This window comes from Agarivorans sp. TSD2052 (assembly GCF_023238625.1).
Lineage (GTDB): Bacteria > Pseudomonadota > Gammaproteobacteria > Enterobacterales > Celerinatantimonadaceae > Agarivorans.
Genome location: NZ_CP096670.1, coordinates 4,342,292 through 4,362,500 on the forward strand (window position 1 = coordinate 4,342,292; position 20,209 = coordinate 4,362,500).

Consider the following 20,209-nt stretch of genomic DNA (forward strand, 5'->3'; position numbering starts at 1 on the left):
TAAAGATGCAATTAACATGGATGATAAAAAACGCCCGCTTTATATCCCTTATGCTGGTCCCGCACTATTAGAGACGCCCCTACTCAATAAGGGCAGCGCTTTTAACCAAGAAGAACGGATTTTCTTTAATTTAGAAGGCTTATTACCCGAAACCATTGAAAGCATCGATGAGCAAAGTGAACGCGCTTATAAGCAATACCAGAGCTTCACTAACGACTTAGACCGCCATATCTATCTGCGCAATATTCAAGATACTAACGAAACGCTGTTTTATCGATTGGTTGAAGACCATATTAGTGAAATGATGCCGATCATTTACACCCCAACGGTGGGGGCTGCTTGTGAGCAGTTTTCCAATATTTATCGTCGATCACGCGGCTTATTTATCTCCTACCCTAATCGCCACCGGATCGACGAATTACTTAATAACGCCACTCGTCACAATGTAAAAATTATCGTGGTGACTGATGGCGAACGCATTTTGGGACTGGGTGACCAGGGTATCGGTGGAATGGGGATCCCCATTGGCAAATTATCACTGTATACCTCTTGCGGTGGGATTAGCCCTGCTTACACCTTGCCCATTGTGTTAGATGTAGGCACCGATAACCAACAACTTCTTAACGACCCCATGTATATGGGTTGGCGACATCAGCGAATCAGCGGTGAGGAATACGACGCATTTGTCGAACAGTTCATGCAAGCAGTAAAAGTTCGCTGGCCGGAAGCTTTAATCCAATTTGAAGACTTTGCACAAAAAAATGCGATGCCGCTGCTGCAACGCTATAAAGACCAGTTTTGTTGTTTCAATGATGATATCCAAGGTACTGCTGCAGTCACTGTAGGCTCTTTATTGGCAGCCTGTAAGGCTGCCAATACTCGTTTAGCCGAACAACGCGTCACTTTTGTCGGCTCTGGTTCAGCAGGTTGCGGGATCGCCGAGGCCATTATTGCCGCGATGGTTGAAGAAGGAATTACCGAAACTCAAGCTCGAAGCCAAATTTTCATGGTAGACCGCTGGGGGCTACTACAAAATAACATGCCAAACTTGTTAGGCTTCCAAAAAGCTTTGGCTCAATCAGCTCACTTACAACAGCAATGGTCAGTGGAAAGCGATAGCCTGTCTTTACTGGATGTCGTTGAACATGCCAAACCAACAGTATTAATTGGTGTATCTGGAGCGGCCGGGGTATTTAGCCAACAAGTCATTGAAACCATGCATCAACACTGCGCTAAACCCATCGTTCTGCCGCTGTCTAACCCTACTAGTCGAGTAGAAGCTTTACCTGAAGACATATTGCGTTGGACCCAAGGGGCAGCCCTAGTGGCAACTGGCAGCCCTTTCCCTCCGGTAAAACTGGGTGAGCAAACCATCGCGATTGCTCAATGTAACAATAGCTATATTTTCCCAGGTATTGGTTTAGGCGTACTAGCCTGCCAAGCCACCAGAGTCAGTGACGCGATGTTAATCGCCAGCAGCCGCGCGTTAGCTGAGTGCTCTCCACTAGCAAACGATGGTGAAGGGGCGCTCTTGCCACCGCTAGAGGAAATTCAATTGGTCAGTAAACATATCGCTTATGCGGTAGCTAAAACTGCCATGCAACAAGGCTTAGCGGTTAACACTTCAGATGAGGTATTAATGCAAGCTATTGAAGCTAGCTTTTGGAAACCTGAATACCGTCACTATAAACGTACGTCTTTTTAAGAGATGAACAAAAAAGAGGCCTACACGGCCTCTTTTTGTATTCCACATGCCCCTTTACATGCCGAAGCCATAAAACTCAGGGAACACCAAAATAGACGCTAAGACCATTATTTGCAGGATAATGAACGGTACTACCCCTTTATAAATATCGGTAGTTTTCACCTCTGGCGGGGCAACCCCTTTGAGATAGAATAAACTAAAGCCAAAGGGCGGGGTAAGGAAGGACGTTTGTAAATTCATGGCGATTAAAATAGCAAACCACGTTAAATCAATCCCCATTAACTCGGCTACCGGGTAAAGCATCGGTACCACAATAAACGAGATTTCCACAAAATCGATAAAGAAACCCAAGATCAAAATCACGATCATGGTAAGGATTAAAAAGCCCCACTTCTCACCCGGTAAGCTGGTCATCACTTCTTCAATGACTTCTTCGCCACCCGTGTATGAGAACACCATAGAGAACGCCGTTGCACCAATGAAAATAGCAAAGACCATTGAGGTGACTTTAACGGTTTCAATCGATGCCTCGTAAACGATCTTCCAAGAGAACTGGCGATAAATAATAGAGAGTAAAATGGCACCAATACCACCAATCGCAGACGATTCAGTAGGTGTAGCAATACCGTAAAATATTGAGCCCAGTACCGCAATCATTAAAGCCAGCGGCGGAGCTATCGCCTTAAAAGCATTCCAGCAAGGCTGAACACCGTGACCTGCAGCTTCATCTTTAGGTAATGCAGGTGCCATTTCAGGTTTAAAAAATGAAACAGCCAATACATACAGAATGAAAGCCCCTACCAGCATCGCGCCGGGTAGTAAGGCCGCTTTAAATAAATCCCCCACTGGCACACCCATTACATCACCCAAAATAATTAAGATGATGGAGGGTGGAATAATTTGCCCAAGAGTCCCAGAGGCACAAATAACCCCGGCCGCTAGGCGTTTGTCATACTTGTATTTAAGCATCACCGGCAGTGAAATAACGCCCATGGCTACCACTGATGCCCCTACAACGCCAGTGGATGCAGCTAACAAGGCGCCTACTAGAATAGTAGAAACAGCCAAGCCGCCTCGAACACGACCAAACAACTGCCCCATCGCTTCAAGCAACTGCTCAGCAAGGCGAGTTTTCTGTAATACTATTCCCATGAAGATAAAAAGTGGTACCGCCATCAGTACCGAGTTTTGCATAATGCTCATAATTCGATATGGCATAAAAGCAAATAACTCAAAACCCTCGGCAAAGATCCCAAATACCAGTGCGACGCCGCCAAATATAAATGCAACTGGAAAACCAGTAAGCAGCATTAATAAGGCCACAAAAAACATGACAATCCCGATCATGACAACTTCCTTTTAAACTACGAACTAGGGCTTATTTCGTAGCTGAATAATATTTTTGAGTAACATTCCGAGGCCGCTTATCGCTAAGCATATCGCTGAAATCGGAATCATCGATTTAATAATCCATCGGTAAGGTAAACCACCAGGGTCACCACTGGTTTCTCCTAAACGGTAAGATTCCAACGCAAAGTCATAGCCATACCAAGCTATCAACCCGCAAAAAGGAAATAGGAAAAACACTACGCCTAAGCTATCAATCCACGCGCGTTTGCGACGGGACAGGCGGTCATAAATAATATCAACCCTAACGTGGCCTTCGGCCTGTAAGGTTGAGGCAATGCCCAATAAAAACATCGCTGCAAACAAATGCCACTCTAACTCTTGCATACCTATCGAGCTTGAGCGGAAAAAGTAACGCATAACGACATCGTAAAATATATTAACCAACATCAGCAGCATCAATACTGCGGTTAGGGCGGCAATGCCCTTAGAAAATCTGTCCACTGCCAGTTGCCAACGCAACATTTCTAGCCTCCTAAGCAATTCTATTGCTTTATCGGTTTAATCAATGAGCCATCAGCAACAGCTGATGGCTCATTCTAATACTACAAACCTTCGGTACTGTTTAGGTAACCTTGCTCAGAAATCGCTGTATACGCGCGAACTTGCTGCATGTATTGTTGCTGAGATTCAATAATTTTGGCTGCCATTGGGTCGCTAGCCGCTTTCTCTTTCAATAGTTCATCGTTAGCCGTTTTAAGTGCTTTGATAACTTCTGCAGGGAAAGTTTTAACTTGAATGTCAGGGTATTCTTGCAACATGGTTTGCCAATTTTTGGCACTTTCTGCATACGAGTGAATAAACATGTCGTAGGCAGCCTTGCGCATTGCTACCGCCAATATGGCTTGTAAATCGGCAGGCAGTTTCTCAAGTTTTTTCTTGTTCGCAATAAACATCAACTCAGTAGCAGGCTCATGCCAGCCCATGTAGTAATATGGCGCAATTTTGTGGAAGCCCATGCGTAGATCTAATGAAGGCCCCACCCACTCAAGTGCATCAATGGTATTACGCTCTAGTGCTGTGTATAACTCACCGGGTGGAATGTTAACTGGGGTGGCGCCTAAACGAGCCAATACTTCACCAGCAAAACCCGGAATACGCATTTTAAGGTTTTCTAAATCACCAACAGAGTTAATTTCTTTGCGGAACCATCCGCCCATTTGCACACCGGTATTACCACCAGGAAATGGTACTAAGTTATGCTCGGCATATACTTGGTCCATTAACTCTTGGCCGCCACCGTATTGCAACCAAGCGTGTTGCTCAGGGGCATTCATACCAAATGGCATCGTAGTGAAGTAAAGCGTATTGGGCACTTTACCTTTGTAGTAGTAAGAAGCACTATGCCCTAAGTCATACTGACCACTTTTTACTAAATCAAATACACCGAAGGGTGCTTTGTGTTTATTTGAAGAGTCGACGCGAATTTTTAAACGACCATTCGACATCTCGTCGGCCATTTTCACCATGTTTTTAACCGCATCACCAAACACAGGGAAGTTAGGCCCCCAAGTTTCAGCAAGTTTCAATTTGTATACTTTTTCAGCCGATACAGCGGCCGAACTAAACGCAATAATCGCAGAAGCCAGCAGGGTTTTACTGCAGAGGGACTTAAGCATGTTGTTCTCCCTTTCGTTTTAATTTTCCATTGTTGGTCAAATGTTTAAAATGTAAACCAACTGCTTTATGGTCACCCCTAATGTTAGCGACTTGTTACAAAAAAGCCTATCCGCTAAAGCACGGTTTTTTTCTACGTAAGATCACGTATCTCATAGACTTTGGTATAAACGAGACACAGATCACTATCACTCAAAATTACCCCGTATTAACATGTAGTTAACAAACTCTGTTGGGCTGTCATGAGATGTGGTCTCTAAAATTTAAAATAATCTTGCTGTCGGTAGTACCGCTACTTTGCGTAACAGCGTTAATCGCAACCTTAGTTTTTAAACAATCATCTATTCTCACCGAGCAACAGCTAACCCTGATTAAAGAAAACATCATGCGTAGTAAAACGCTTGAGTTACAAAATCACATAGACCAAGCCTTTGCCAGCATTCGAGATATCTACGAGCCCGCGAGCGCCGAAGATGAACAAGCCAAACAGCAAGTACGTGAGCTACTTAATCGTTTACGTTTTGCCGACGATGGCTACTTTTTTGCGTATACCTTGAAAGGCGTTAATTTAGTCCACCCCATTCAACCAGAGCTAGTTGGGCAAAACTTGTGGGATTTTAAAGATTCTGAAGGCACTTACTTAATTCAAGACCTGATTGCTCAAGCTAAAGCAGGAGGAGGTTTTAGTAATTACCTATGGGAAAAACCCAGCACTGGCAATCGAGTAAAAAAACTCGGCTATGTGGTCATGTTAGATAAATGGCAGTGGATGTTTGGCACCGGGGTATACCTAGACGATGTAGATCTTGAGTTAGCAAAGCTAGAAGCACAAACTGAACAAAATATTAATCGCAACTTTATTTGGCTGTTTGTGATAACCACTGTTTCAGGCGTGGTTATCGCGTTTTTAGGGGCATCACTGAATATATCCGAGCATAAGTTGGCCGACAAGAAACTGAAGGCACTTACCCAACGCATTATCGATTCACAAGAACAAGAACGACAGCGAGTATCTCGCGAGTTACACGATGGTATTAATCAATTATTAGTTTCAATTAAATACCGCTTAGAAAGTGCTACTGAATGTAACAATACCCCCGCCAGTGTTAGCGCTAGCCTTAATCAGGGACTCAACACCATTAACGAAGCAATTGGCGAAATCAGACGTATATCAAAGGACTTGCGCCCTAGTGTATTAGATGACCTAGGGCTAGCCGCAGCCTTAGCAAGCTTTTGCCAAGAATTTGAAATGCGCACCCATATTGATGTTTTTTTAGAGTGCGACATTGAAGGTTTGAATATTCCTTCGACTGTAGAAACCACCCTTTACCGAATCACTCAGGAAGCATTACAAAATGTAGAAAAACATGCGAATGCTGATACTGTAGACATTGTATTAAGTCATCAGGGAAAGCTGCTTACGATGCAAATTAGAGACAATGGTTGTGGTTTTGAAAAAGGTAAAAAAGTGCGTAGGCATTCAATTAAAGAACTGACCAGGCGCCCAGAGTTAGCCAGCAGCGGACTTGGACTGAAGAACATATTCGAGCGAATCGCCCACATTGATGGTCATGTAGAGGTCGATAGTCAACTTGGTGAGGGAACCTTCATTACCATTAAAGTGCCACTGATAGAAACACCAACACAGGCCCCTTCTTCACAAGAGCAAACAGCATGACTTCTATTTTATTGGTTGATGATCATCCGCTGGTACAAGATGGTTTAAAAATGCGCCTAGAAGCCCATCCTGGCTTTGTAGTGGTAGGCACTGCAGCCGATGGTGAACAAGCACTCAATTTAGCAATCGCGCTCAACCCTGATATCGTATTGACAGATATAAATATGCCGAAGCTAAATGGGATTCAGCTTTTGGAATCTTTAGCGACGCAAAGCCCTTCCAGTAAAGTTGTCATGCTCAGTATGCATGACAACAAAGAGTACGTGCAAAACGCTATGCGTAACGGCGCGAAAGGCTACTTGTTAAAAGATATTGCTTCAAGTGAATTAATCAGCGCGTTAGAAGCGATAGCGAACGGTGGCCACTACATTAGTGCCGGAGTGTCTAAACTTTTGTTTGATAATGAAGCCCAGCAAACAAACGCTCATTTGACCAAACGTGAACAGCAAGTACTGCGTTTATTGGCCACAGGCAGTGGTAACAAAAAAATAGCCGATAGCTTATCTATCAGTATTAGAACCGTTGAAACTCACACTTTAAAGATCCGCCGCAAGCTAGACCTTGATAGTAGCGTAGCGATGATTAAGTATGCTATAGAGCATTATGGTAGCGAAGTGTAAAGATGTCTATTCGATGAAAAAAGGATTGAAATTGAATCAAGCGATAACACATAGGGCCACCGATAAGGTTAAGGCTGTAGCTCAAGTTCGCTATGTTAATGGAACAGTGCCCGCTCATCTATCCAGCCAAAACAGTTACGATTTTGCCAACACGCTAGCACATGCTTTGGATCTGTTAGAACAAGACCCAATTACGGCAGACAAACCTTCAACGTAGCATTATGTCCAGCTGATCGACTAACTCTGACCAATCAGCATCTTGCGCTACCGACTCAGCTAAAAACTCAGCTTGATTCGCATTCCAAAAACTTGCTTGATGCAACAAAACATCCGCGGGAATAGGCGCATGTTCGGCAACAAATTGAGCTATTCCATTAATAGATGGATCTAAGCCCAATTGCTGAAATAAATCACTAAGGCTATGAATGCCAGATTCCATAATAATTCTCATTGAAGCTTTCGTTGACTACTTAAAGCATAGTCAAGGCCTCAGGATTAGCTGAGTAATTGCTGGGAATAAGCAAATAATGCTGGCGCACCGCCAGTATGCCAAAACAGTATTTTTTGTTGGGGGGAATAGCAACCTTGGCGAACTCGCGCAATTAAACCCACCATAGCTTTAGCGGTATAGACTGGGTCTAATAAAATCCCTTCGGTTTGCGCTAACAACATGATGGCTTCACGTTCTGCATCTCCAAGTATCCCGTAGCCTTCCCCTAAATAGGCATCATCTAAGCATACCTCGTCAGCCGCGAACGCTTCCTTGAGACCAAAGCGCAAGGCCGAAGCTGAAGCCAAATTAGCGATCCGTTGATTAAAAGATTGCTCGGCATGATTAGCTTTATCAATATTAATACCGCGCAGTTTAATCGTTGACTGCAAATAGCGCTTAGCCAACATTAAGCCGGCGTGGCTAGCCCCTGAACTGGAGGCGAAGATAATTTCATCCACGTCGGACTGTTGTTGTAATAATTCTTCTAAAGCCGCGGCAAAACCCAAACAACCTACAGCGTCAGATCCTCCATAAGGCACAACGTAAGGGTTTAATCCTTCGGATCGTAATTGCTGCTCAAGCACATCAATGCCTTCGCCTTTGCGCTGCTCACCGGCCCACCTAATCTGCGCACCAAACAATTTGTCGAGCAATACATTTCCCTGAGCTTCAGATGGCGCATTGCCACCTAACAGCAAAAAACAAGGTAAGTTAAGCTTGGCTGCGGCAGCAGCAGTTTGACGGCAATGATTGGATTGAGCAGCGCCAGCGGTAATAATACAGTTGGCCTGTTGCCTTAAGGCATCACCTAGCAAAAACTCTAGCTTCCTCACTTTATTTCCACCTAGAGCTAAACCGCTTAGATCATCCCGTTTTATATAGATTTGAGGCCCAGCTAATTGACTAGATAGAGCCGGAAGAAGGTGTAGAGGGGTAGGGAAAAAACCCAAGGACTGCTTAGCAATCGATTGCCAATTCATTGTTCTCGCCTCTTTAAACATCACCCTTAGTTAATCTGAAAGGCCGCTAACAAGCCATTTACTAACTTCCCGGCTTTAGCGGCGTAAAGCTGATTTTCCCATTTTCATATTGGGTTTGCGTCGGCCCATACTCTCTATTGGTGAATAGCTTTTGACCCACAATATCCAACCTAACATTAGGATGAAGCTCCTTTCTAACGGTTAATTTTGCATTAGCAAAAAACTGTTCTTCCATTTGCTGGTTGTAATCTAGAGCGAAATCGATTTGCACCAGCTCTTGTCGAGTATGGTGTAAGGTTGCCGCTAGTTTTTCGGCAGTGCCTTCTTCGCGGTCTTGTTGTTTAGTACTACTGAGTTTCATTTGCGCATCAAGCACCTTACTCAATTTTTCATGCAAGTTATGCTTAATGCCATTCAATGAGCGCCGCTCTTCTTGAATATCATCAAAATCGCCAGATATGGTTAATTGAGTAGCAGTGCCGGCTGTTGCACCTAATACAACAGCGCTTATCTCTCCGCCAGCATTAATAGAGCCACCGACCAAGGTGCCACGTAAACCACTCGCGTCACTAACCGTTACTTTGCCATCAGTTTCAATTTTACTATGCAGCAATTGACTGGTAATAGTGACGTCTTTTCCCGCAGTAATTTTAGAATACTGGACAAAAGTGGCGTGCAGCTCCCCTGCAGCACTCACCGAGCAAGAGTAATTGTCATCACCTTCCATCAGTCGGTGGCCAATCACACCTTTGCCGATGACAATATCGCCACCAGCGCTAATATCAGCAGACTCAACAAAGCCATTAACATGAATGTCGCCGGTTGCCTTGACCTTCATGCCATCGCCAATGTTGCCTTTAATCAATACACTACCGGCAAAATCAACATGGCCATTGGTGACGTCTACATTCTTAATCGACAATACGTCGTCAACCTTCATGCCATTTTCAATTTCTAAAGGTAAACCGGTGCGAGCGGCCAGCAGCAAATTGGCATCGTCTGCAGAGATAGTGGTTCCTTCACCTACCGTAAACGGTATCTCATGCCCTTGCTTAAAAGGGAGCGGCTCTCCCAGTACATCCTTTCCTTCATGACCAAAAGTATGAGGATGACGGCGCATCAATTCTGTATCAGGTTCTACCGTTTCCAAATTACCGAGGTCGCGCATATCCACCCGACCATCGTCAGTTTCTTTGGGTTTTAACAAACGCTCTTTTGGGGTGGCAACAAAACGTTCAAAACGGCTATCTTCACCATCTATCGGTTTACGCCCCAAGGCAACAACCTTCTTGATTTTTTCACCGGGTTGAATATCTTTAGCCAGACTCAGCAAGGATAATGCACGTTTTTTCTGCAGACCAAAAATAACACCAGCTTCTTTCATCGCATTAACTAGATCGCCTTGAGAAATCGCTTTTCCCCCATAGGCACCAGTAATCGTGGCCCTTGCCACCATTTTATCTTCTGAGACATCTAACGTGATTTCTGCATTGCGGATATTGGCCAGTTTTACAAAAGTTTGGCCCCATTGTTCAATGAGCTCAGGAGACTCTCTTAATTCTGCAAATTTAGCCACTGCGTCAGCGATAGCTTCGTCATCAAAAAAGTAATGACTATAATCAGAGCGAAGAATGAGTGCCCTGATGTCGGATTCGCTAACATGGGCCTCTTGCGGTGTGATTTCAATTAATGCGGCCAGTTTATCTTGCGATAAACGTAAACATTTCAACTCCAGCATTAACTCTCCTTCACTTCAAATAGGTCAGACTGCGGCAGGTCAACATAGGCAGTAGTACTATTGTAGTATGCCTTTGCTAAGCCCTTATAACCAATATAACTCACTCTTAAGATTTCAACTAATTGAACTAGATCGGTATTTTAGCTGCATGGCACACTATTATTTTACCTTCTGAAGATTTTAATTTGCCGTAAATAAAATCACTGGGAAATGACTTGAGTTAGTTACACTCATTTATAGTCAACTTTTTTTTTTGATATTAGGACATCCCCACATGGTTAGTTTAAATACCTCCGCCCACATTACGAGTCAAATAAAAAAGGTCGCGGTGTTACATATCATCATTGGCATTGCAGCTATGTTGTTAGCTTATTATGTCGGTACTTTCAGTGCGGTTATTTTAGGTTTATCCATTTTGTTCTACGCAATATTAGGGCTTTGGTTTAACCGAACACTGCAACAACTTGGCGGCCCTCGCACCGACCCTAGTAGTTACTGGCTATTTTTAGTCGTCGGGTTGATGCTCAGTTTATTTCCTGGCATTACTCTCGGATTAGCGGCTTTATGCCTTGGCGGCGGCTTAATAATAAATGGTGCTGTCGGGTTTAAAGCGCTCAAATCCACCATGGGTAATAAACTTTGGTTAAAATTACGCTATTTGCTCAGTATTGGCTTAGGTATCGCAGTCATTCTGGCCGGAGCGAATGGTTTTTCTTGGCTAATTGGCATGTTGTTTGGACTACATTTATTCCTCTATGGCGTCAATTTATGGATTAACAGCCAGCAATAACGATGTCTCAGTCCATCAGCCGGTAAGTTATCTACCGGCATGAATAGCTTTAACCGCTTAATCACAATGATCTAAGCGGCTTTGTTCTAAGCTCACTTTACCTTCAAAAGTAAGCTTTGCGATAGGCTGCTTAGGTCTTCAGTTGTTATCGGTTCAATATCTAAGCTCAAGCCAGATATATTCTGATTTACTTGTATTAGGTTAATATCATTGCGCACCGGATAGGCACCACATAATTCACCTTCATCACAAACCACAAAATCGTTATCGTTATCGCTACTAACGTATAATCGATAATCTGCTTCAGCTACCTCGGCAAAAGCAAACTGAAACACGCCATCATTCATCAATAACTGCTGGCTATAAATGGTATTTCCAGTGTTAGGGTCTATCAGCAGCGCGTACACTAAACCACTATCACCAGCTTCTTCAGTGACCACTGTCATCGAGATTGCCACTTTGTGCTCGCTACCATCTGAACCCGTTAAAGTAATGCTGGTGCTGTAATTGCCATCACTTAGTCCTGCTCGGTCAACGACAACACTATAAGTACCTAAGCCATTACCATCGGTTGCACTCGCGTCAAGCTCGAGCCAGTCTGCCTCTTGAGCTATATCAACAATGCTGATCGGCGCAGCCCCCACTAACTGCATACTAAAACTCGCTTCACTTTCTAAGGCGCTTAAACTAATTTGACTGGCGCTCAAGCTAAGGTAGCTGCGGTCAGGATCGTTAACGCCTATTTGACTTTGTACCGCTTTCTCGGCATTGATCAGGCCGTAACCATATAGTGAATCTTTGCCTGCTGCGCCCAGATCGTCACTCAAAAAGCCATTGGTTAATAAGCGAAAAAACTCGCTGCTATCTAAATCTGGATTCAATTGCTTCATCAAAGCAAGCACACCGGCAACATGTGGTGCCGCCATACTGGTCCCATTTAAATATTGGTAGCTAGCACTAACACTAGAACCGTTTTCATTAACATAAGTGCTATATACGCCATCGCCATAACCGTCACCGTCTAAATCGACACTACTATTTCCACCTGGAGCCGCAATATCAATATAAGAGCCGTAATTTGAATAGCTGGTAATTTGTTTTTGAGCATCAACCGCACTCACCCCAATCACATTGTCGAAAGCCGCGGGATAAGAGGCGCTAGAAGTACTTTCGTTACCCGCAGCAGCCACCACAATCAAGCCTTGGGCTACCGCATCTTGCACTGCTTGGTTAAATGTTGAGTCATAGCCGGAGCCTCCAAGGCTCATATTAATAATACTCGCGGTTTTATCTGGCAATAAGCCCGAGGCGTTCTCTAAGCCCGCTGCGTATAAAATGGCTTGAGAAATGTCATAGGTTGTTCCTCCGCCATATCCCAATACGCGTAAGTTCATAATTTTTGCATTTGGTGCTACCCCTGCAACACCGAGATTATTGTTAGTCTGAGCCGCGATGGTGCCGGCAACATGGGTACCATGCCAAGAGGACGTGCCGTTTGGACCACTCTGGTCGCCAGGGTCTTCTGGGTTAGTATCGATGCCATCGCCATCCAGAGAAATGCTGTCATAGGATATAAAATCGATACCGTCACCGGTAAGTTGTGCATTCAAATCAGGGTGACTTTGAAACATTCCGGTATCAAGAACCGCAACCACCACATCATTTAATGTTTGCCCCTGCATGGCTTGCCAGCCAGCCTCAAGGTTTATTTGTTGGTAATGCCACTGACGCTCAACTAAGGCATCATTGGATAAAGCCGTTGCTTGATAAAGGAAGTTGGGCGATACACTGTCGATACCCATTTGATAAGCCAACAGCTTAATTGTCTGCAGAGTACGTTTCTTGGCTGCATACTCATTGGACTGAACGCCGCCCTTTAAGGCAGACCTCGCACTACCGGCGACAGCCGCGAGCGGCTGTTCGTTGCGATACAGGCTCATCTTTGCACTGCCACTCACGCGCGATAAACCGTACTGATTGGCATCCATCGTTCTGGCTTGTGCAGCGCTATGGTTGACCACCATTTCGTCAATGACAAAATCTTGCTGCGTGCTGAAATGCTGACTATGAGTGGTGATTAACTGGTTTTGTCCAATCAAACGCAAGGTATAATTACCACGAGATAAGGTTTGGCCTCCCCCCGTATAAGCGTCAACTACAATGTAATAGCTGTCTGTGGTTTCTACATCAATCAGTTCGGTTTTATTTATACCAATAGAGCTGGCCACTTCACTCTCATCACTGACCTTATACAAGCTGAGATCAAAGTCGCTATTAGTTTTACCACTCTCCCAATCTGCAATTTCTAAGAACAAACGCTGACCGGCCTGTAAATCCACCTTATAAATATCAATATAATCACTCGCAGTGGCAAAGCGGTCACCGCTCACTTGGGTTGCATGGCTGGTTAAATAACCACTGACTACAGCAATAGGCGGTAATTCCTGGGCACTAGTAACCTGATTGTTTGAAGCATAAGGGCCATTAACATCATTCACATCGCTATCAATGACCGTATTGGTTAATACGATGGCACTGCCACTCACTGAGTATACGGGGCGGTTATCCACCACCGAACTATCTCCTCCGCCACCACAGCCAAAAAGTATGAGTGACACAACTACAGCAATCCCAGTCTTCATAGAGTCCCTTACATCGAATAAACAACATGTTTAATAATATGCGACATCTACAGAATATAACATTTAGCTCTGAGTTTAATCACCACGGCGTTAACTTTAAGCACAAAACAAGATATTGGGAAGTCGCAAACAAAAGGGCCGAAGGCGTCTTAACCAATAACGCCACTTTTTTTACAGCGTCGACAATAAATATAGCCGCTTAGCTATTTTCCTGCTGGTTAAGCAAAGGTTCCTCTTTAGCTACAGAAGTATTGTCTAAAAATGCCTTGGGAATGGTTCCTTTAGTCGGTGTCGACTTACCCTCTTGACTCGTGCCGATATTGCCTAAAGCGTTGTTGCTAGCATTCGCGACTTGTTGACTGCCATTTGCAACAATGTCTGCACTGGCCAATGCCGCCTGCTCAGCTAACTCTTCAGCACTTGGTAGTACTGCTGTTGCGCTAGGATCGCCAGATAAACCCGCCACCAGAGCGGCGGCAATGCCTTGCCCCAAATCCGTAAACTGCGCCTCAATATCAGCCTTGAGCACACTTTGTAATAAATCAGCCCCTGCCAATCCCGCGGCTACCGGGTTACCAGACGCCAAACTTACGCCTATATCCATAGCTGCAGGGGCTACATCCAAAATATCGGAGCCACCACTCAAGTCGGTTACTTGGTCACCAACGGTGCCAGCCACAGAGGATGGTTCGGGGGCATCAGACAATAGGGCACTTTGAAGCTTTTCACCAAAGCCAGCACTAGGGGTCACTTGCGGTTCATTCACTTTAAGTAAATTTGGTTTATAAGCCACATCGTTTGTTTGTAATTGAGCAGACCCATAAGAAGTGGTCATTGAGTATTCCTTATAAATGATTAATTAGCGTTATCTGTTAGCGCAAAGGGGTCATCGCTAACAGCGACTAAGACATCCCTAATTTGAATATTGGCCATATCTGAAAATCGTTCTGTTCTTAATACTGAGCGATCAGATTGAACCGATACCACGGTAAGTTGCGTATCATCAGCATTAAAAATTGGGCCTCGCAAGCCGCCATCAAGATGCATTAGATATTGTTGGCGAACTAATTCAAACTTGTCACCTTTTCTCACACCGTTTGTCTGACCAATATTAATCACTACTTGGTCGTTATAAAGGCCGACCACCTTAGCGAGGCTTTGACGACAGTAGAGTGCGTCCTCTACATCGACAACTGACTGATCAATATAGGAATCAATAAGTTTTCCATAATCCGACGACCAAAAAGTTTCTCCGGTTACGTCTAATTTCATGGTGACATCAAAGGGCCACTCTCGATTAGAACCGTAGCTTTTACGCAAAATAGTTTCGCCATTGATGCCATCGATAACATATAACCTAAGCTGAAAGTTACGTTGCTTGACCGTGCTATTTATACCCAATAAATTGGAGGTCGTTTCGTTGTAACTAGACATATCGATTATTTTACCGAACAAGATGTACTGCACGTCGTATTGCGAGGATAAGCTGCGCGCTACCTTTAGCATTTGTGGCTCAATATCATTAGAATAACGACCGTCAAAAGCAATTTGTCGAGTCATTAAGTGGCGGGCGTCGATACGTTTACTTTTGTTCTTAAAGCGATAAAATAAGCGTTGCGACACCTCTTCAGGAGTTCTATAAATGCCACCCAATTGGGCGTGCTCTCGTTTTTGCAGCTGAAAAGGGCCGACAAACAGCGTTTTGGCATAGCTGTCTTTTTCACAGCTATTTAATGGAAATATGTCTGCCGCTACCTTAACTGTAATTTGGTCCTCGTTTATCGTCTCCACCAACAGCTTCATGTCATACACTTCACCGTTTGTGCGAACCGTTAGCTCATCGGTTTCTAACACTCCCGACTTGACGACTTGTAGCGATTTGACACTGGCACCACCGCGATACATGAGTGTAAGCAACGCATCCTTGATGGCTTGCTGTCGAGCTACATCTACTTGGCCATCTCGAATTTTGGCTTGCCCTTCACCTTCAAACCAAACCGCATAACTCGGACAAACCGCCCCTAACAGCAATACTAACGTTAAGCCTGCGCGTATTAACAATGACATAGCATTCGCCCTATAGCGGCCATAAGCTTCCGCCTAGAAATGAAGATAACCAGCCTTGAGTTTGCACGTCTGCGTGGTCCCCAGTGCCACTAAACTCTATTCGGGCATCAGCTACTTGGTATGAACCAATCGAGTTGTTTTCACTAACATCTAGCGGGCGAACAATCCCAGTAAAGCGCATATATTCTTTACCATTGTTGATTACTAGCCACTTTTCTCCCCTCACCACCAAATTGCCGTTATTCAGGATATCTACTACCGACACGGTAATTCTGCCAGATAAACGATGTCGTTGGTTGGCATCTGACGAACCATCAAAATCTTGCGTTTGACTCAGTTCTAACTCTACCGTTTTACCATTTATCGTCATATTGCCACCAGGCACAGTAATTGGATCCAGTTTGTAACTGTTGTCTTTAGCCAAGGTTGAACTTGCTGATTTGGTCGCTGTGGCTTCTTCGTCCAACATGATTGTGATGGTATCGCCCAATGCAAAGGGCGGGGTGTAACTATATAAGCTAGTTGACGTATTACTATTAAACATTGAACCAGTAACAATCACCGGATCTGCTGCTGGGCTGGGTTCAATAGGCGCATAATAGGGGTCATCAGGGATTGGCGAACGCCGATCAGTGCTCACTGTAACTTGACGCTGTGAACGATCTTCTCGTTCTTGCACTCCGTCAGCAGCTTTTTCAACCGTATCACTTATTGTCGAGCACGCAGACAATAATAAAATACTACACACCCCGGCAATTCTGGTAAACATAGCTCTATTCCTAATCACGTTAGTTCCGTTTATTACATTTGTATTATTTAGCTTGATGCTTAGAACTTTTTATAATAGTTAGGTTTCTAAGTCAGACTTCATCTATAAATTGCAAGGCAAATGCCATTAATGCCAATAAAAACCCCTCTTTTCGAGACTCTAATTGTCAAAAATGACTACCAGCGACAACAACCCGTCACCACTCGAGATATTTCGCTACAAAAAATCTATACTGCAAATTAAATGCCACTAAATAGATAAAATGCGGTGCTTCATACCGTTTTTACTTAAATCACTAAATTTTGACCACGAGAAGCCGATAGGAATTATTTAATGTTAATCAATAAACTTTGTATGATAAACGGTATTGTTTAGGCAAAGATTGCCGCAAGATGGAAAAAACTAGCCTATCACTCTACAAAAAGCGGAAAAGATCCGCCTACGCGCGATTAATGCCTATCAACAGCAACCATTAGTAATACAAATATGGTTGAATCCTCCCGCATTTCACAGCGAAACGGAGTCCCCTTCGCAGTAATATTTAGCGGCATACAGCTAAGGCTCTTCATCTCATTGGCGCTTCTCCATGTCGCAATAAGCACTCGCTCTATTCAAAGAAGGTCATTTAATTGGCACTGTAAGCAACATTTAGAGCAAGGCAGAATAGTGATCATGTAAATCAGCTATCACCTTGGTAGGCTGTGACTACATCTCAGGCATAAAAAAAGCCTATCCCTTAGGGTAGGCCTTCTCTAAATAGGTGCCTGGCGGTTTATCTGACGACTGTCACATGCCTAACCATAGCTATCGGCTCAGCGTAGTAGCCTGTGACTAAAAGCCTATGACTAAATATCAGGCATAAAAAAGCCTATCCCTTAGGATAGGCGTTCTCTAAATAGACTCTGGCAGTGGAACAGGTGCGCAGCATAGCGGCTTTCTCTTCAGCCTGAAAAAGCATGCTTACCCATGGCTATCTATGGCTATCGACTCAGCATGGTAGCCTGTGACTACATTTCGGGCATAAAAAAGCCTATCCCTTAGGATAGGCGTTCTCTAAATAGACTCTGGCAGTGGAACAGGTGCGCAGCATAGCGGCTTTCTCTTCAGCCTGAAAAAGCATGCTTACCCATGGCTATCCATGGCCATCAGCTCAGCATGGTAGCCGGTGACTAAAAGCCTGCGACTAAATCTCAGGCATAAAAAAAGCCTATCCGTTAGGATAGGCTTTCTCTAAATAGGCGCCTGGCAGTGACCTACTTTCACATGGGGAGACCCCACACTATCATCGGCGCAGTTGCGTTTCACTTCTGAGTTCGGCATGGGTTCAGGTGGGTCCACAACGCTATTGCCACCAGGCAAAAACTTGTTGTCTTTAACATTCGAAAAAGCTGAAAACATCCCACGAGTATAACAAGTACTCTTGGTCATAAAAAATAAGATGTCTATAAGCAACACCACTTGGGTGTTGTATGGTTAAGCCTCACGGGTAATTAGTACAAGTTAGCTCAATGCCTCACAGCACTTACACACCTTGCCTATCAACGTTGTAGTCTCCAACGGCCCTTCAGAGGACTTAAAGTCCTAGTGAGAATTAATCTCAAGGCCTGCTTCCCGCTTAGATGCTTTCAGCGGTTATCAGTTCCGAACGTAGCTACTGGGCAATGCTATTGGCATAACAACCCAAACACCAGCGGTTCGTCCACTCCGGTCCTCTCGTACTAGGAGCAGCTCCTTTCAATTCTCAAACGCCCACGGCAGATAGGGACCGAACTGTCTCACGACGTTCTAAACCCAGCTCGCGTACCACTTTAAATGGCGAACAGCCATACCCTTGGGACCGACTTCAGCCCCAGGATGTGATGAGCCGACATCGAGGTGCCAAACACCGCCGTCGATATGAACTCTTGGGCGGTATCAGCCTGTTATCCCCGGAGTACCTTTTATCCGTTGAGCGATGGCCCTTCCATACAGAACCACCGGATCACTATGACCTACTTTCGTACCTGCTCGACGTGTCTGTCTCGCAGTTAAGCTGGCTTATGCCATTGCACTAACCGTACGATGTCCGACCGTACTTAGCCAACCTTCGTGCTCCTCCGTTACTCTTTGGGAGGAGACCGCCCCAGTCAAACTACCCACCAGACACTGTCCGCAATCCCGATAAGGGACCAACGTTAGAACATCAACACTACAAGGGTGGTATTTCAAGGTCGGCTCCACATCATCTAGCGACAACGCTTCAAAGCCTCCCACCTATCCTACACATGTAGGGTCAATGTTCAGTGTCAAGCTGTAGTAAAGGTTCACGGGGTCTTTCCGTCTAGCCGCGGGTACACCGCATCTTCACGGCAATTTCAATTTCACTGAGTCTCGGGTGGAGACAGCTTGGCCATCATTACGCCATTCGTGCAGGTCGGAACTTACCCGACAAGGAATTTCGCTACCTTAGGACCGTTATAGTTACGGCCGCCGTTTACCGGGGCTTCGATCAATAGCTTCGCTTGCGCTAACCACATCAATTAACCTTCCGGCACCGGGCAGGCGTCACACCGTATACGTCATCTTTCGATTTAGCACAGTGCTGTGTTTTTAATAAACAGTTGCAGCCAACTGGTATCTGCGACTCCCAACAGCTTAGAGAGCAAGTCTCATCACCGTCGGGAGCGTACCTTCTCCCGAAGTTACGGTACCATTTTGCCTAGTTCCTTCACCCGAGTTCTCTCAAGCGCCTTGGTATTCTCTACCCAACCACCTGTGTCGGTTTGGGGTACGGTTTCGTATAATCTGAAGCTTAGAGACTTTTCCTGGAAGCAGGGCATCAACCACTTCATGTCCGTAGACACTCGTCATCAATTCTCAGCCTTAGACACCCGGATTTTCCTAAGTGTCCAGCCTACAACCTTAAACATGGATAACCATCACCATGCTGGCCTAGCCTTCTCCGTCCTCCCATCGCAATTATACGAAGTACAGGAATATTAACCTGTTTCCCATCGACTACACTTTTCAGTCTCGCCTTAGGGGCCGACTCACCCTGCTCTGATTAACATTGAACAGGAAACCTTGGTCTTTCGGCGAGGGGGCTTTTCACCCCCTTTATCGTTACTCATGTCAACATTCGCACTTCTGATACCTCCAGCAAACCTTACGATTCACCTTCAACGGCTTACAGAACGCTCCTCTACCGCACTTACCAAAGTAAGTACCCGTAGCTTCGGTGCATAGCTTAGCCCCGTTACATCTTCCGCGCAGGCCGACTCGACCAGTGAGCTATTACGCTTTCTTTAAATGATGGCTGCTTCTAAGCCAACATCCTGGCTGTCTAAGCCTTCCCACATCGTTTCCCACTTAGCTATGACTTTGGGACCTTAGCTGACGGTCTGGGTTGTTTCCCTTTCCACGACGGACGTTAGCACCCGCCGTGTGTCTCCCGGATAGTACTTAGTGGTATTCGGAGTTTGCAAAGGGTTGGTAAGTCGGGATGACCCCCTAGCCTTAACAGTGCTCTACCCCCACTAGTATTCATCCGAGGCGCTACCTAAATAGCTTTCGAGGAGAACCAGCTATCTCCCGGTTTGATTGGCCTTTCACCCCCAGCCACAAGTCATCCGCTAATTTTTCAACATTAGTCGGTTCGGTCCTCCAATTGGTGTTACCCAATCTTCAACCTGCCCATGGCTAGATCACCGGGTTTCGGGTCTAA

The 20,209-nt window shown here is 44.9% G+C and carries 15 protein-coding genes and 2 rRNA genes (1 of these 17 only partly in view); 5 read left to right on the top strand and 12 right to left on the bottom strand.

What is annotated here, in order from left to right; translation table 11 throughout:
- The first annotated feature begins 16 nt into the window (after nt 1-16).
- A complete protein-coding gene (locus M0C34_RS19880) occupies nt 17-1,705 on the top strand; it encodes an NAD-dependent malic enzyme (protein WP_248713393.1) in 1,689 nt (562 codons plus the stop codon).
- A gap of 54 nt (nt 1,706-1,759) precedes the next feature.
- Here M0C34_RS19880 and M0C34_RS19885 read toward each other — a convergent pair whose 3' ends face one another.
- The 3 genes from M0C34_RS19885 to M0C34_RS19895 form a co-directional block, all read right to left on the bottom strand.
- Nucleotides 1,760-3,052, bottom strand: a complete 1,293-nt coding sequence (locus M0C34_RS19885; protein ID WP_248713394.1) for a TRAP transporter large permease — start codon at nt 3,050-3,052, stop codon at nt 1,760-1,762.
- 24 nt (nt 3,053-3,076) lie between these two features.
- A complete protein-coding gene (locus M0C34_RS19890; protein ID WP_248713395.1) occupies nt 3,077-3,577 on the bottom strand; it encodes a TRAP transporter small permease subunit in 501 nt (166 codons plus the stop codon).
- Nucleotides 3,578-3,657: 80 nt separating this feature from the next.
- Nucleotides 3,658-4,731 carry a TRAP transporter substrate-binding protein gene (locus tag M0C34_RS19895; protein ID WP_248713396.1) on the bottom strand — a complete coding sequence of 358 codons (1,074 nt, stop codon included), beginning with the start codon at nt 4,729-4,731 and terminating at the stop codon, nt 3,658-3,660.
- 245 nt (nt 4,732-4,976) lie between these two features.
- On the opposite strand from M0C34_RS19895, the gene M0C34_RS19900 reads away from it, so the two are divergent.
- Genes M0C34_RS19900 through M0C34_RS19910 form a run of 3 tightly spaced genes read left to right on the top strand, consistent with a single transcriptional unit; the run spans nt 4,977 to nt 7,244 of the window.
- Nucleotides 4,977-6,407, top strand: a complete 1,431-nt coding sequence (locus tag M0C34_RS19900; protein WP_248713397.1) for a cache domain-containing protein — start codon at nt 4,977-4,979, stop codon at nt 6,405-6,407.
- Nucleotides 6,404-7,027 (top strand): response regulator, encoded by a 624-nt coding sequence (locus tag M0C34_RS19905; protein ID WP_248713398.1) that lies wholly within the window; start codon nt 6,404-6,406, stop codon nt 7,025-7,027. The genes M0C34_RS19900 and M0C34_RS19905 overlap by 4 nt, the downstream gene beginning before the upstream one ends.
- A gap of 13 nt (nt 7,028-7,040) precedes the next feature.
- Nucleotides 7,041-7,244, top strand: coding sequence for a hypothetical protein (locus tag M0C34_RS19910; RefSeq protein ID WP_248713399.1), 204 nt, complete (start codon nt 7,041-7,043; stop codon nt 7,242-7,244).
- On the opposite strand, the gene M0C34_RS19915 is transcribed toward M0C34_RS19910, so the two are convergent.
- From M0C34_RS19915 to M0C34_RS19925, 3 genes are all read right to left on the bottom strand, one after another.
- Nucleotides 7,236-7,478 (bottom strand): DUF2789 domain-containing protein, encoded by a 243-nt coding sequence (locus M0C34_RS19915; protein WP_371923096.1) that lies wholly within the window; start codon nt 7,476-7,478, stop codon nt 7,236-7,238. The two genes, M0C34_RS19910 and M0C34_RS19915, sit on opposite strands and share 9 nt — an antisense overlap.
- A 44-nt stretch (nt 7,479-7,522) precedes the next feature.
- Complete coding sequence (locus M0C34_RS19920; protein ID WP_248713400.1) at nt 7,523-8,500, bottom strand: D-cysteine desulfhydrase family protein; 978 nt, start codon at nt 8,498-8,500, stop codon at nt 7,523-7,525.
- A 61-nt stretch (nt 8,501-8,561) separates the two neighbouring features.
- The gene (locus M0C34_RS19925) at nt 8,562-10,238 is read right to left on the bottom strand and encodes a DUF342 domain-containing protein (RefSeq protein WP_248713401.1); all 1,677 of its coding nucleotides are present in this window, start codon (nt 10,236-10,238) and stop codon (nt 8,562-8,564) included.
- 274 nt (nt 10,239-10,512) lie between these two features.
- On the opposite strand from M0C34_RS19925, the gene M0C34_RS19930 reads away from it, so the two are divergent.
- A complete protein-coding gene (locus M0C34_RS19930) occupies nt 10,513-11,028 on the top strand; it encodes a hypothetical protein (protein WP_248713402.1) in 516 nt (171 codons plus the stop codon).
- A gap of 92 nt (nt 11,029-11,120) precedes the next feature.
- Here the strand turns inward: M0C34_RS19930 and M0C34_RS19935 are convergent, their stop codons facing one another.
- The 6 genes from M0C34_RS19935 to M0C34_RS19960 all read right to left on the bottom strand — a co-directional run.
- Nucleotides 11,121-13,670, bottom strand: coding sequence for a S8 family peptidase (locus M0C34_RS19935; protein WP_248713403.1), 2,550 nt, complete (start codon nt 13,668-13,670; stop codon nt 11,121-11,123).
- Between the two features lie 199 nt (nt 13,671-13,869).
- Nucleotides 13,870-14,505, bottom strand: a complete 636-nt coding sequence (locus tag M0C34_RS19940; protein ID WP_248713404.1) for a hypothetical protein — start codon at nt 14,503-14,505, stop codon at nt 13,870-13,872.
- A 20-nt stretch (nt 14,506-14,525) separates the two neighbouring features.
- Nucleotides 14,526-15,737, bottom strand: a complete 1,212-nt coding sequence (locus M0C34_RS19945; RefSeq protein WP_248713405.1) for a flagellar assembly protein T N-terminal domain-containing protein — start codon at nt 15,735-15,737, stop codon at nt 14,526-14,528.
- A 10-nt stretch (nt 15,738-15,747) separates the two neighbouring features.
- Nucleotides 15,748-16,506, bottom strand: a complete 759-nt coding sequence (locus M0C34_RS19950; RefSeq protein WP_248713406.1) for a flagellar basal body L-ring protein FlgH — start codon at nt 16,504-16,506, stop codon at nt 15,748-15,750.
- A gap of 1,240 nt (nt 16,507-17,746) precedes the next feature.
- Nucleotides 17,747-17,862, bottom strand: a 5S ribosomal RNA gene (gene rrf, locus M0C34_RS19955).
- A 113-nt stretch (nt 17,863-17,975) separates the two neighbouring features.
- Nucleotides 17,976-20,209, bottom strand: a 23S ribosomal RNA gene (locus M0C34_RS19960) (it continues 653 nt past the right edge of the window).